This is a genomic window from Bacillus cereus group sp. MYBK108-1 (assembly GCF_051917185.1).
In the GTDB taxonomy this organism is placed as follows: domain Bacteria; phylum Bacillota; class Bacilli; order Bacillales; family Bacillaceae_G; genus Bacillus_A; species Bacillus_A cereus.
Map to the genome: position 1 here is coordinate 162,386 of NZ_JBQAHZ010000004.1, position 12,704 is coordinate 175,089.

Sequence of the window (12,704 nt, forward strand, 5' to 3'; positions counted from 1 at the left end):
CATGAAGCGATGGTTACTTTTCATTATAGTAAGTGTCTTCTTAATAGGTTGTGCTAAAACGAAAATTGTGGATGACATTGACTTAGTTCAAGTTGCGGCATATGATACCGAAGCAAAAGGTAAGCTAAAAGGAACCTTTGCGATTTCAGCTTATAAAGGAGGCGGGGAAGGTGAAACGAAAATCTATTCAGCATCAGGCCAGACTGGTAGAGAAGTTCTTGCAAGAGCATCCGAAAAATCTTCTGGACCTCTAGAGTTGGGGCAATTGCGTGTTATTATATTTAATGAAAAAATAATTGATAAGGGAATGCAGGAAATTTTAGAGACTTTGAACCGAAATCCTAGTGTAGGAAATGCAATTTATTTAGCAATTACAAATGTAAAAGGGGAATCACTATTAAAGGGGAATTATTCTGAAGAAAAAGAAATTGCTTCCTATCTATCCTCTTTACTGGAGCAAAATATGGATAATGGAACGCAGCCAAAAACAAATTTTTTTATGTTTTTAAACCAACTTAATGATGATGCGAGAGATTCCTATTTACCGATAATATCTAAAAAAGGTAATGTGTTGGAGTTAGATGGAATAGCACTTTTTAAAAGATGTAAAATGGTTGATAAAGTAAACCCTAAAGATTTATTTGTATTTAAATTGTTGACAGATAATTTTAAACAAGGTACATACCAATTCAAACTACCTGGTTCCTCAAATACTTACGCCACGATAGAGAATATAAAAGCTAGAACAAAATATAAGATGGAGGGGAATAGTAAGCCTCCATTCGTAAATGCTCATATTCAAGTTAAAGCTGAAATTCAAGAATTTACAAAAACAAAAAATCTAGATAATCCTAAAGAAATAAAAAAATTAGAAAAAATTATGGAAAAAGAAATAGAAAAAAAAGCAACTACATTGATAAAGAGATTTATTAAAAAAGACACAGATCCTATAGGACTTAGAAAGCTTGGTAGAACTCACGTAAGAAAATGGAACAGTCAAGAATGGGAAGAATCCTATAAACATTTACGTTTTCGTGTAACAGCTGATGTAAAAGTAACCCAATCTGGTGTTACAGAATAAATCAAATAAGATATGGAAAATTTTAATAAAAAAATATAGTCTCGCAGGAGATTAGGGAGAAGAGAAACGATTAACAAAGAATTTCATAAACATTAAGATGCTTTGTTAATCGTTTTTATACCTGTAGCTTTATCACTTATAGTAATCATAATTATAATAAAAGAACAACGAAACAAATTCCCGATACCACATAATTATAAGAGGACAATAAAGCATCAAGATATAATGTATGCTTTGTCTGGAAAAAAAGAATTTCAGTACTTCAAGGTTAAACACTTAACTTTAAAGTAGTAAATTCGTTGCTTGTAGCACTTCAACTAGACTGTGCCCCCAAAAGTTAGAAAGGTCGGTTTATTAAGTAGCCTCTAGGGAATGAGCCTAGTACAATACTGGATTCATTTCCTTTTATTTTTCCTTGATTCTTTCATGATTATAGTATTTTATATACTTTGCTAATTCTTGTTTAAATTCTGTTATACTTTCAAATTCTTTCGATACAGAAATAGACATACAAAAACGCCATTCTTTCTTATAAATCTACAGAAAGAATGGCGTATTCTTCAAAAGTGAGTTCCTTTATTGAAAAGTTTTAGTTCTATATGACAGATAAAAGGGCAAGCAACGCTAAAATAGCGAGAAATCCTTGTTTCATGATAATTGATTTATTGGATGTGAAACCTCGGAAAATAGCTGCTACCACTATACAAATGATGAAAAATAATTGAATCATATAACCAATGGGATTGTTTCCAAGTATAAGTCCCCGAATGAGGCCAGCTGCTAAGAATTTATTATATAAACCGTTTGCAAATTAATTGTCTAAGTATTTCTAAGTTTAAAGAGTACAGTGTCTTCGTTTTTTATTGAATCAACTTTTACATGTTGGTTCAATGTTTTCTATTCTCTTGGAACTTAGTTCTCGTTTACTTCTCACAAAAGCAATAAAATCTATTATCTCTTCTGTTGACAGTGCTTCTCCATCTATTAAAAGTGTTGGATCTGGATCGTTTAGGAGTCTTGTAATATCAATTACATCTTTGTTTTGATGAGAATGTTCAATTCGGCCTAATATATAATCTACAGATGTATCAAATAAATCGGCTATTTTTGATAAAGATTGTAATGAAGGTAATCTATAACCATTTTCATACCCGGCATAGGTGCTTTTCGCAATCCCAAGTCGATCTGCTGTCTCTTGTAAGGACCATTTTTGATTTTTTCTTAATTTAGATAAACGTTCCAGCATTCGTCTCATACCCCATCTAATTTTATTAAATTAATTATAACATAGAAAAAGAATCAAGAATAGAAAAAAAGTACGCGTATTGAATACAAAATCTTGATTAATTCAAATTAAGTTCTATAATGATAAATATAAATACGCATTACGCGAACGATATATCGTTGTTTATTTTATGGAGGGGTTGTGTATGAAGAAAATTTTATTACTTGCAACTGGTGGGACAATTGCATCTGTGGAGGGGAATGAGGGGCTTGTTCCAGGATTGTCCGCTGAGGAATTATTGAATTATTTTTCGAAGTCTTCTCGAAACTTAGAAATAGATTGCAAAATCTTAATGAATATTGATAGTACCAATATGCAACCTGAGCACTGGAAAGAAATAGCTAATGCTGTTTTTAATCACTATGATGACTATGACGGGTTTGTGATTACACATGGAACGGATACGTTAGCTTATACATCTTCTGCGTTATCTTATATGCTGCAAGGTTTAAGAAAACCAGTTGTTTTAACAGGTTCACAAGTACCTATTAGTTTTAAAAAGACAGACGCAAAGAAAAATGTAGCTGATGCTCTTAGGTTTGCCTGTGAGGATGTTGGCGGTGTGTTTATTGTTTTTGATAGTAGGGTGATTATTGGGACGAGAGCAGTTAAAATGCGAACAAAAAGTTATGATGCATTTGAAAGTGTGAATTATCCATATGTTGCTGAGGTAAATGAAGATGAAGTGAAATATCATTGGAAGCCAACTTCCTCACATAGTGAACTTTCAATAAATACTAATTTATGTACGGATGTTTTTCTTATGAAATTGTATCCAGGTACAAAGCCTGAGGTGTTTGATTGTTTAAAAGATTTGTATAAAGGGATTATTATTGAAAGTTTTGGAAACGGTGGATTACCTTTTGAAGGAAGGAACTTGCTTTCGAAAATTCAAGAGTTGACTGAAATGGGGATTGCTGTAGTGATTACTACTCAATGCCTGGAAGAAGGAGAAGACATACTTCTCTATGAAGTAGGACGGAAAGTGGCGCAACATCAAGTAATATTGTCTGGAGATATGAATACGGAAGCCATCATAGCAAAATTGATGTGGGCGCTTGGGAAAACTAATAAATTAGAAGAGATTAAAAAAATTATTGAAGAGCCTTTAGCCTACGATTTAACAATAAAATCTGATAAGGATTGGTAATGACTTCATATGATTTATTTAGGTTTTACATTTAATATGGGGGAGAAATTAAAATGGCAATGACAAACAAGAACGTGCGAGTGGAGAATGATTTTTTGGGAGGAAAGGAATTACCTATTGAGGCATATTACGGAATTCAGACTTTACGCGCTGTTGAAAATTTCCCGATTACAGGATACAAAATCCATGAAGGCTTAATTAGAGCGTTCGCAATTGTAAAAAAAGCAGCAGCGCTTGCTAATACAGATGTAGGAAGATTGGAATTGAACAAGGGTGGTGCGATCGCAGAGGCTGCTCAAGAAATTCTTGATGGAAAATGGCATGATCATTTCATCGTAGATCCAATTCAGGGCGGAGCAGGTACTTCAATGAACATGAATGCAAATGAAGTCATTGCCAATCGTGCTCTTGAATTATTAGGAATGGAAAAGGGAGACTATCACTATATTAGTCCAAATAGTCATGTAAACATGGCGCAATCCACAAACGATGCATTCCCAACGGCGATTCATATCGCTACATTAAACGCATTAGAAGGTTTATTACAAACGATGGGCTATATGCACGATGTATTTGAATTAAAAGCAGAACAGTTCGATCATGTAATTAAAATGGGTCGTACACATTTACAAGACGCTGTGCCAATTCGTCTTGGGCAAGAATTTAAAGCATACTCTCGTGTGCTTGAACGTGATATGAAACGAATTCAGCAATCACGTCAACACTTATATGAAGTGAACATGGGAGCAACTGCAGTTGGTACAGGCTTAAATGCAGATCCAGAATATATTGAAGCGGTTGTAAAACATTTAGCTGCAATTAGTGGACTGCCACTTGTTGGTGCAGAAGACTTAGTAGATGCAACGCAAAATACGGATGCATACACAGAAGTATCAGCAGCACTTAAAGTATGTATGATGAATATGTCTAAAATTGCGAATGACCTTCGCTTAATGGCATCAGGTCCACGTGTTGGTTTAGCAGAAATTATGTTACCAGCTCGTCAGCCAGGTTCATCTATTATGCCAGGGAAAGTAAACCCTGTTATGCCAGAAGTTATTAACCAAATTGCGTTCCAAGTAATTGGTAATGACCATACAATTTGCCTTGCTTCAGAAGCAGGACAATTAGAATTAAACGTTATGGAACCAGTACTTGTTTTCAACTTACTACAATCAATTAGCATTATGAATAACGGTTTCCGTGCCTTTACAGATAATTGCTTAAAAGGAATTGAAGCGAATGAAGATCGCTTAAAAGAGTATGTTGAGAAGAGTGTAGGAATTATTACAGCCGTGAACCCTCATATCGGTTATGAAGCTGCAGCTCGCGTTGCGAAAGAAGCAATCGCGACAGGGCAATCCGTTCGAGAACTTTGTGTGAAAAATGGTGTACTGTCACAAGAAGACTTAGAGTTAATTCTAGATCCATTCGAAATGACGCACCCAGGGATTGCAGGAGCAACTCTTTTAAAGAAAAATTAAAAGAAGAGGGGGGACAAGTCCCTCCTCTTTGTTTACAATATAGGGATTTTATACGTGAATAGAGGTAGGGAGATTATAAGTAAGTAACAGTGGCGTTTAATAGTTCATAGAAACAAAATTAAGAGGAGCAGCAATATAATCAACATCACTTTTAAATAAAGAGGATTTATTAAAACATCCTATCATGTTAACAACAAGTTTACATGAATCTTTATAAATAACTATGACCAACCATGAATCAATAGTTGGCCATAATGATCTTAAAGATCCATATCTTTTAATCCGGGACTATGCTCATTTGGCATTTCAGGAAGTTCTGGTACAGGAAAACCTTTTGGCGGGTCCGTTACTGCTAATGTTCCTTTGTTTCTACTTGGTGATTCACCTTGGAATATTTCTCCCATTCTTGTTGGATCTAAGCTAAAATTAAATTGTGCGTTATGGAATCCCATGTCTACATACTTTCTGCACTCTGGGTATTTATTAATATCATAGTTCGGCACAGGGAAGAGTTTCCCCCATTCAACACCCAATGTCTCTAAAGCCTTTGCGAAAGCATTTTGATGTGCATTATCACGTACAATTAAAAATGCAAGTGTTTCTCTAAAAGTTTGATTGGAACTCATTTCATAAATTCTAGTTTTTTGAAGTACACCTGTAGATTCAAGTACTACGTTATCTAATAAATCGCTAATTAAATTCCCATGGCTATATACCCAAGATCCATTCCATGGGTTGCCAGCTGCATCAACGGGCAATGAACTTTGAGCACCTACAATAAAGTGATGAGGATTGGCATGTTTAACCGCTTCATCAAGTGGTGCTGTGTCAACACCTGCATTTCCTGGTGTAGGTTCACCAGATCCAGTTAATAGTTGATTAATTGTATGTTGTACAAGTTCTACATGGCTTATTTCTTCTAAAAAAACACCTCGAAGTAAATCACGATATTGCTTCTCTTTCCCTCTAAAATTTGAGCTTTGGAAGAAGTATTGCATCATTGTACGCATTTCGCCATAATGCCCACCTAATATTTCTTGTAAAACTTTTGCGGCAGCTGGATCTGGCTTGTCCGGCTTGATAATATTAATCAGTTCTTCTTTATAATAAAACATGAAGTACACCTCTTTTTAAGATAGTTAACATTGATATAGTTTCCAATAATAGGATGTTTATTACTTATATTTCTCTTTTCTCTGATTGTAGGTTTTTCCTCAAAAATGTGAAGGTGTGAAACAACCATTTTAAATTTGAGATGAGTGTGGGAAGATTTGAACTTGTATTGCTTTTAAATAAAGTCACGGTGTTATTAAAAAAAGAAGCATTGTTTTGAAGAAGGACGAGATGTTTATAAAAAAGTTACCATGATTTACTCCTTTATGTTAAGTGACAAGAAAGTTGTTTCATTAAAAGGCCATTTTGTGAAATAAGAGGAAAGATCTCATTCTCAATTTTAATAGACATTTTAATTCGCGTACTGATAGAATAAGCAGAAATATAATATAGGTGGGATGGAATTGAGAAAAAGATTAGGCTGCTTACACGCCCATTATTCGAATATAGAATATATAGAAAATGCACTTTCTTCATTTAACATTGAATTAATACATTTTGTTGACCCGGCATTAATGTATCGAGTTACATCAAATGAAAATTTCCTAGAATCAGATGCTCAACTGAAAGTTAAAGAGCAAATAGAATGGATTGCCCAATGTAATGTTGATGCTATCCTTATTACTTGCACAAACTATATTGCTATTTTACAGGAAGACCAACTCTCAACATCAGTGCCAATTATTAAAGTTGATGAACCTTTCTTTGATTACATCAGCAATATACAGCAACCTCAGACAATTCTTTTTACAAATCCTGCAACTGTTGAAGGTACAGTAAAACGTCTTAAACATCATGCTAATAACTATCAAAAATCTTTAGATTTAGAAGTTATTGTTATAGATAGTACTTTTGAATTGATAATGCAAGGGCTAAAAGAAGAATACAACCAAGAAATTACAAAGTCCTTAAATCAAATTATTAAAGATGAAAAGAAAATTATCTCCGTTGCTCAATTATCTATGGTTGATGCATCTCAGCAAGTTGAGTATAAAACATCTAAGACTATTATTAATCCATTAAATACATTAGTATCTTACATTGTTAATCAATTAGAATTAGAGAAGAAAAATCAGTTATAAACTGATTTTTCCTTCAGCTAAAGGGCGTTTTAATTGAGCAAGGATCACAAAAATTATCAAACTTTTTTATAAAAGGATGATTCAATTAAATATAGAAAAGCGTGTTTTAATCAAAAAAAATTTTCAAAACACGCTATTTCAATTTGTTCTTTTATCAAGGTTTATTAAATTAATTGAATCAAGCCTTATACAAAAGCTACAACTTGCATTTTTTGTATAATAAAGAGGGCATAAAAGAAGGTAGGATGTAATCAAAAATAACTACTAATTTTGGGTGAAAAAGATAAGGGCATGGATTTTAATCTTATCTTTAGCTTTAAGAATAGTTAAAAATAATCATTTAAAAAGGATGTATTTTCAAGGCTTCAAAATGACTTTTATACAATCATCTTCCCGGTTATTAAAAATTTGATAACCATAACTCGCTTCTTCAAGGGGAATTTTGTGTGTAATAATCTCTTTTGGATCAAATTCTTTATTTGTTATTTTTTCAAATAGTTCCGGCATAAAATGAATGACAGGTGCTTGTCCCATTTTAAGATTAATATTTCTAACCCAAAATGCACCGAGTGGAAAGGCGTTATAATTGCCACCATAAACGCCGGTCATTTGAACCGTTCCATATTTTCTTACGGCTTTCGTAGCGATTTGAATAGGACCGAGAGTTCCACCTTGTAATTTTAATTTTTGTTCCAGAAATTCTAGAGGCGATTTTTTTCCATCCATCCCCACACAATCAATAACTACATCAGCACCGCCACGTGTAATTTCCTTTAAATGTTCTCCCATATCGGGGAATTTTGTAAACTCAAATACCTCAACATTGTTAATCTTTTTTGCATAATTCATCCGATAATCTAAGTAATCCACTGCAATTACACGTTTAGCACCTTGCATCCAAGCGAATTTTTGTGTCATTAATCCAACAGGTCCACAACCAAGGACGATAACAGTATCACCTGGCTTAACGCCTGCGTTTATTACACTCCAATAGGCTGTTGGTAAAACATCTGATAGAAATAGTAGGGATTCATCTTCAAGCTCGCATGATTCCGGTATAACAAATGGAGTAAAATTACCAAATGGAACTTTTAAATATTCTGCTTGTCCTCCTGGATGATTACCAAATTTCTCTGTATAACCAAAGTATCCACCAGAATCGTAATGAGGGTTTGAGTTATCACATTGACTTTCCATTTCATGTTGGCAATAGAAACAATGTCCACAAGAAACGTTGAAGGGGATGACAACACGATCGCCTTTTTTCACTTTAGTGACATCTGGCCCGACTTCTTCAACGATTCCCATTGGTTCATGGCCGATAATGTATCCTTGAGGTAAGGGCATGTTGCCTTGATATAGATGTAAATCAGAACCGCAAATAGCGGTTGAAGTAATTTTTACAATAATATCATCTTTTTTCTCTAATTTTGCATCATCCACTTGTTTAACCTGTACTTGGTTTGGTCCTTGATAGGTTACAGCTTTCATCTCATATCTCCTTTTGAATTATGTCTCAAAACATAATTTTATTTAATCTCTTGGTGAAATAGAAATCTTTCTTTTATTTACTGAAGGGAATTAGAAAGTATACATAGTGTTGTTATGAAAGTATGTTATATCAGTTATTCTTTCTTATATGTTTTGCCCTACTTTAAGAAAAAAATCAATTTTTATTCATAATCTAATTTCCATAAAAAGGATAATTATTATTTCATAATTTGTAGCATATTAAAAACATCGGAGGTGAAACAATATGGGAAAAAATAATAGTGGAAGTCGTAATGAAGTATTAGTTCGAGGCGCTGAACAAGCTCTTGATCAAATGAAATATGAAATTGCACAAGAGTTTGGTGTACAACTTGGTGCAGATACAACAGCTCGTTCAAACGGATCTGTTGGTGGTGAAATTACAAAACGTTTAGTAGCAATGGCAGAACAACAACTTGGTGGTAGAGCTAACCGCTAAGTAAATTAGCTTAAAATATAGCAAATATGTAAATCAATTTCTTTTGTGTATTCATAAAAATAAAAAACCTTATATTAAACAGATTCTCACTCAAAGATTATTGATAATCTTCTTTCATAATCTTTGGGTATTTAATTTGTAAACTACTTTCCTAAACAATAAACACGCAGTGTTGGAAAGGTGTTTTCCATGCATAGTAGAAAAGCTTTTGCAGGAAAAAGCATACTTAAAAATTTGATTTCAATATTAAAATCAATATTTATTATGATATTTTCGAAAGGGAGGAATTTAAAAATGGGTATATTAAGTGGAAATCCTCAAAATGAACCGTTACATTACGGAGAAGTATTTGATATTTGGAGTTATCTTCTTGCTGCACAAGGTGCAATCGCAAGCCATCAAGTATTTATGAATCACACAGGTGACGAAGATTTAAAGAAGTTTTTAGAAAGCTTAATTGAAAATGATATGAATTCGGAAATAGAAGAGTTAAAAACTCTTTTAAAGGTTAATGGAATAGCTTTACCACCTGCTCCGCCAGAACGACCAGTTGCATCTATTGAAGACATTCCTCCTGGAGCACGTATTAATGATGCAGAAATTGCAGCAGCGGTTTCTACAGGGTTAGCAGCTGGACTTGTGACATGTAGTCAAGTAATGGGAAAATGCCTTCGAGAAGATGTAGGTATGCTATTCGGACAATTTCATATGAAAAAAGCGCAGGCAGGTGTAACTCTGCTACGTTTAAGTAAGAAAAAGGGATGGGTAGTTCCACCTCCATTACATGTAAGAAATTCTGACCAAGCGTAATAAACAAAAATAAAAAAGTGGCGTTGGCCACTTTTTTATTTTTTAGATGTATCCTTAAGCTTGGATTTATTTATGGTGGAAGAATCTATATATTCATCTGACATTTCTATAGCATATTTATCATGATGAATATGATTGTGATTTCTTAATTCATTGTCGTTACGCAGTACTAGCCTCTTCATATAAATGTGGAAGAAAATTTCTGTTCCACCAATAATTAAAGCGGCTATAAATGAAGAAAGTCCAATATTACGAGTAACATCTAAATCAGTAAACAAGGATGTTAGTAACCAAATTCCAAAGAAGCTTAAGCCTAAATCTGCCATTGTAGCAATCATATTTCCGTATTTAGGTAAAATGAAGAGATCACCGATTAAATAGGCAGCTCCTGTAAGGAAAAGAGAAATTAGTAATACTCTAGGAATTGAAATGCCTTTAAAGATACTAAGTACGATAAGTAATACTGCAGTTATCGCTGTGTATTTAATTAATAAAGCAACAAAATGTTTCATCATTTTCCTCCATTGTGTAAAAGTATATGGAATACAATATTTCATTAAAAACGGGTTATGCTGTTAAATAGCTTAACCCGTTTTATGTTGTACTGGAGGCCTATTTATGATATCCCATGGCACGTAAGGTATATTTCGTTCTCCTATACACGATTATTTTTAGTTTAAAGAGAATCAACTATACCTTTGAATTCACGGTCGTAATTACCAATTAATTAGCTATATATTTTAGCATGTAATTTAACATATTAAAGAAAGAAGGAGGTGAATGAACATGTCAAACAATAACAGTGGAAACAGCAATCAATTATTAGTACGTGGCGCTGAACAAGCTCTTGATCAAATGAAATATGAAATTGCTCAAGAATTTGGCGTACAACTTGGTGCAGATGCAACAGCTCGTGCAAACGGATCTGTTGGTGGTGAAATTACGAAACGTCTTGTATCATTAGCTGAGCAACAACTTGGCGGTGGCGTTACTCGCTAATTTTATATATGAAATGGATATAGAGGAGAGGCATGCCGTCTCTCCTTCCTCATACATTTTTTTAATAAATAAGCTTAGTAGCGTTACAATTTTTTTAACTTTATTTGTTTAATTTTTATAATCTCGAGGTTTTAAATACATAATTAATTTCTGTGAAATGAAAGATAAGAGGTTATATTTGATGCGAAAGGGGCAGAAAAAATGAAATATGAAGCGTTATTTACAGTTGAGATTTCTGTAGGAAGTGAAAGAGTAGCAAACCATAAAATAAAGGCTCATGATGTCGTTGATGTTGTTGAAAAGCTTGCTGAGAAGTACTTAAGTGATCATGAGGGGCATTCTCAAAATGAATAAAGGAGAATAGTGATATGACCTGTCATGATGTTGAGAACGAAACGAAAGAAAAAAAAGATTTAAAATGGTGGCAACTCTCACTTATTGGGATTGGCTGTACAATAGGGACCGGTTTCTTTTTAGGATCCAGTATAGGAATTAAAATAGGTGGTTCGTCAATTATTCTTATTCTTATTTTAACTGGATTTACTACTTATATTGTATTTGAAGCATTGGCAAAAATGGCTGTAGAAGATCCGCAAAAAGGATCTTTTCGCATTTATTCAAAAAAAGCTTTTGGAAATTGGGCGGGTTTTAGTCATGGATGGACATATTGGTGTTCTGAACTGCTTATTATGGGCAGCCAGTTAAGTGCGTTAGGAATCTTTTCACGCTACTGGTTTCCTAAAATACCGTTATGGATATTTGCTGCTATATATGGAGTAGCGGCTATATTAATTATCTTTATAGGGGTAAAGATATTCGAACGTTTAGAGAAATGGATGGCTATTATAAAAATCGCTGCTATTATAGGGTTTATTGTAATTGCTATTTTAGTTATTTTAGGATTTATAAAAGGTGGTTTATATAAAGCACAAATTCCGCGGAATTTTAAAGACTGGTTCCCAAATGGATTAAAAGGCACTTGGTCCTCTCTAATTTATGCATTTTATGCATTTGGAGGAATCGAAATTATGGGGTTAATGACAATAAGACTGAAAGACCCTAAAGATGCACAAAAATCAGGAAGAGTAATGTTAATGATTTTAACGATTATTTACGTAGTCTCTTTAGGGTTGGCAATTATGATGGTTCCATTAAACCAGTTTAATACGAAAGAAAGCCCTTTTGTAGTAGCATTACAAGACTATAATTTGCCGTATGTGCCATTTATTTTAAATGTAGTATTAATTTTAGCGGGTTTTTCAACATTAGTTGGTTCATTATTTGCAGTGACAAGTGTACTCATGAACTTAGCTGAAGAAGGTGATGCACCTGCAATGTTTGCTAAAAAAAACAAAAAAAACATCTCATTCCCAGCCCTAATTCTTATTATAATTGGACTTGGTGCCTCTATCCTTAGTGCTTTATTACTACCGAAAAATATATATGAATATGTAACAACTGCAGCTGGATTAATGTTGTTATATACATGGAGTCTCATTCTTCTTTCATTTTGGAGATTAATGAATCCAAAAGGTTGGATGCAGATAAAAAGCATTATTGGTCTTATAATGATTGCACTAGCTGTTAGTGGGACATTATTGCAAAAAACAACGCGTTTTGGTTTCCTAGTGAGTTTGTTGTTTTTAGGAATAGTTATTATTGTTACTATAATTGTTCATTTTGTCTCAAGGAAAAGGAATACAGCTATATGAAGAATCTATTTTTACACAA

Annotated in this window: 13 protein-coding genes and 3 pseudogenes; 10 read left to right on the forward strand and 6 right to left on the reverse strand. The window is 33.5% G+C overall.

The features are described 5' to 3' along the window. Position 1 precedes the first annotated feature (1 nt). Together ACTFSL_RS09075 and ACTFSL_RS09080 are read left to right on the forward strand one after the other, a co-directional pair. Positions 2 to 1,081, forward strand: a complete 1,080-nt coding sequence (locus ACTFSL_RS09075) for a Ger(x)C family spore germination protein (RefSeq protein WP_000832925.1) — start codon at positions 2 to 4, stop codon at positions 1,079 to 1,081. 147 nt (positions 1,082 to 1,228) lie between these two features. Further along, positions 1,229 to 1,361, forward strand: a pseudogene (locus tag ACTFSL_RS09080) (excinuclease ABC subunit C); the annotation flags it as partial. A gap of 125 nt (positions 1,362 to 1,486) precedes the next feature. On the opposite strand, the pseudogene ACTFSL_RS09085 reads toward ACTFSL_RS09080, so the two are convergent. The 3 genes and pseudogenes from ACTFSL_RS09085 to ansR form a co-directional block, all read right to left on the reverse strand. Further along, positions 1,487 to 1,573 (reverse strand): annotated as a pseudogene (locus tag ACTFSL_RS09085) (IS3 family transposase); the annotation flags it as partial. A gap of 103 nt (positions 1,574 to 1,676) precedes the next feature. Further along, positions 1,677 to 1,892: pseudogene (locus tag ACTFSL_RS09090) on the reverse strand (DUF1304 domain-containing protein); the annotation flags it as partial. Positions 1,893 to 1,949: 57 nt separating this feature from the next. Continuing rightward, complete coding sequence (ansR, locus tag ACTFSL_RS09095) at positions 1,950 to 2,327, reverse strand: HTH-type transcriptional regulator AnsR (protein WP_000893569.1); 378 nt, start codon at positions 2,325 to 2,327, stop codon at positions 1,950 to 1,952. Positions 2,328 to 2,511: 184 nt separating this feature from the next. On the opposite strand from ansR, the gene ansA reads away from it, so the two are divergent. Together ansA and aspA are read left to right on the forward strand one after the other, a co-directional pair. Next, on the forward strand, positions 2,512 to 3,516 hold the full coding sequence (ansA, locus tag ACTFSL_RS09100) for an asparaginase (RefSeq protein ID WP_000722302.1): 1,005 nt from the start codon (positions 2,512 to 2,514) through the stop codon (positions 3,514 to 3,516). Positions 3,517 to 3,569: 53 nt separating this feature from the next. Then, positions 3,570 to 5,000, forward strand: a complete 1,431-nt coding sequence (gene aspA / locus ACTFSL_RS09105) for an aspartate ammonia-lyase (protein WP_440041553.1) — start codon at positions 3,570 to 3,572, stop codon at positions 4,998 to 5,000. Positions 5,001 to 5,260: 260 nt separating this feature from the next. On the opposite strand, the gene ACTFSL_RS09110 is transcribed toward aspA, so the two are convergent. After that, positions 5,261 to 6,115 carry a manganese catalase family protein gene (locus ACTFSL_RS09110; RefSeq protein ID WP_000500358.1) on the reverse strand — a complete coding sequence of 285 codons (855 nt, stop codon included), beginning with the start codon at positions 6,113 to 6,115 and terminating at the stop codon, positions 5,261 to 5,263. Between the two features lie 396 nt (positions 6,116 to 6,511). On the opposite strand from ACTFSL_RS09110, the gene ACTFSL_RS09115 reads away from it, so the two are divergent. Then, positions 6,512 to 7,195, forward strand: a complete 684-nt coding sequence (locus ACTFSL_RS09115) for a hypothetical protein (protein WP_033690600.1) — start codon at positions 6,512 to 6,514, stop codon at positions 7,193 to 7,195. A 357-nt stretch (positions 7,196 to 7,552) separates the two neighbouring features. On the opposite strand, the gene ACTFSL_RS09120 is transcribed toward ACTFSL_RS09115, so the two are convergent. Continuing rightward, positions 7,553 to 8,686: a zinc-dependent alcohol dehydrogenase gene (locus ACTFSL_RS09120; protein WP_000649086.1), complete on the reverse strand. Its 1,134-nt coding sequence runs from the start codon at positions 8,684 to 8,686 to the stop codon at positions 7,553 to 7,555. A gap of 265 nt (positions 8,687 to 8,951) precedes the next feature. On the opposite strand from ACTFSL_RS09120, the gene sasP reads away from it, so the two are divergent. Next, positions 8,952 to 9,164, forward strand: coding sequence for a small acid-soluble spore protein, SasP family (sasP, locus tag ACTFSL_RS09125; protein WP_000517671.1), 213 nt, complete (start codon positions 8,952 to 8,954; stop codon positions 9,162 to 9,164). A 294-nt stretch (positions 9,165 to 9,458) separates the two neighbouring features. Continuing rightward, a complete protein-coding gene (locus tag ACTFSL_RS09130; RefSeq protein WP_000512129.1) occupies positions 9,459 to 9,974 on the forward strand; it encodes a DUF3231 family protein in 516 nt (171 codons plus the stop codon). A gap of 35 nt (positions 9,975 to 10,009) precedes the next feature. Here the strand turns inward: ACTFSL_RS09130 and ACTFSL_RS09135 are convergent, their stop codons facing one another. Further along, positions 10,010 to 10,486: a YndM family protein gene (locus ACTFSL_RS09135; protein WP_000680267.1), complete on the reverse strand. Its 477-nt coding sequence runs from the start codon at positions 10,484 to 10,486 to the stop codon at positions 10,010 to 10,012. A 274-nt stretch (positions 10,487 to 10,760) separates the two neighbouring features. Here ACTFSL_RS09135 and ACTFSL_RS09140 point away from each other — a divergent pair, with 274 nt between their 5' ends. From ACTFSL_RS09140 to ACTFSL_RS09150, 3 genes are all read left to right on the forward strand, one after another. Then, positions 10,761 to 10,973 (forward strand): alpha/beta-type small acid-soluble spore protein, encoded by a 213-nt coding sequence (locus ACTFSL_RS09140; RefSeq protein WP_000069657.1) that lies wholly within the window; start codon positions 10,761 to 10,763, stop codon positions 10,971 to 10,973. Between the two features lie 201 nt (positions 10,974 to 11,174). Continuing rightward, positions 11,175 to 11,327: a hypothetical protein gene (locus tag ACTFSL_RS09145; RefSeq protein ID WP_000872953.1), complete on the forward strand. Its 153-nt coding sequence runs from the start codon at positions 11,175 to 11,177 to the stop codon at positions 11,325 to 11,327. 14 nt (positions 11,328 to 11,341) lie between these two features. After that, a complete protein-coding gene (locus ACTFSL_RS09150; protein WP_000128218.1) occupies positions 11,342 to 12,685 on the forward strand; it encodes an amino acid permease in 1,344 nt (447 codons plus the stop codon). The last annotated feature ends 19 nt before the right edge of the window (positions 12,686 to 12,704 follow it).

Excerpts from the sequence above, each read along its gene's own strand:
- ansA (WP_000722302.1), top strand. The coding sequence starts at position 2,512 with ATGAAGAAAATTTTATTACTTGCAACTGGTGGGACAATTGCATCTGTG.
- ACTFSL_RS09115 (WP_033690600.1), top strand. The coding sequence starts at position 6,512 with ATGGAATTGAGAAAAAGATTAGGCTGCTTACACGCCCATTATTCGAAT.
- ACTFSL_RS09110 (WP_000500358.1), bottom strand. The coding sequence starts at position 6,115 with ATGTTTTATTATAAAGAAGAACTGATTAATATTATCAAGCCGGACAAG.
- ACTFSL_RS09135 (WP_000680267.1), bottom strand. The coding sequence starts at position 10,486 with ATGAAACATTTTGTTGCTTTATTAATTAAATACACAGCGATAACTGCA.
- aspA (WP_440041553.1), top strand. The coding sequence starts at position 3,570 with ATGGCAATGACAAACAAGAACGTGCGAGTGGAGAATGATTTTTTGGGA.
- ACTFSL_RS09075 (WP_000832925.1), top strand. The coding sequence starts at position 2 with ATGAAGCGATGGTTACTTTTCATTATAGTAAGTGTCTTCTTAATAGGT.
- ACTFSL_RS09120 (WP_000649086.1), bottom strand. The coding sequence starts at position 8,686 with ATGAAAGCTGTAACCTATCAAGGACCAAACCAAGTACAGGTTAAACAA.
- ACTFSL_RS09150 (WP_000128218.1), top strand. The coding sequence starts at position 11,342 with ATGACCTGTCATGATGTTGAGAACGAAACGAAAGAAAAAAAAGATTTA.
- sasP (WP_000517671.1), top strand. The coding sequence starts at position 8,952 with ATGGGAAAAAATAATAGTGGAAGTCGTAATGAAGTATTAGTTCGAGGC.
- ansR (WP_000893569.1), bottom strand. The coding sequence starts at position 2,327 with ATGCTGGAACGTTTATCTAAATTAAGAAAAAATCAAAAATGGTCCTTA.
- ACTFSL_RS09145 (WP_000872953.1), top strand. The coding sequence starts at position 11,175 with ATGAAATATGAAGCGTTATTTACAGTTGAGATTTCTGTAGGAAGTGAA.
- ACTFSL_RS09130 (WP_000512129.1), top strand. The coding sequence starts at position 9,459 with ATGGGTATATTAAGTGGAAATCCTCAAAATGAACCGTTACATTACGGA.
- ACTFSL_RS09140 (WP_000069657.1), top strand. The coding sequence starts at position 10,761 with ATGTCAAACAATAACAGTGGAAACAGCAATCAATTATTAGTACGTGGC.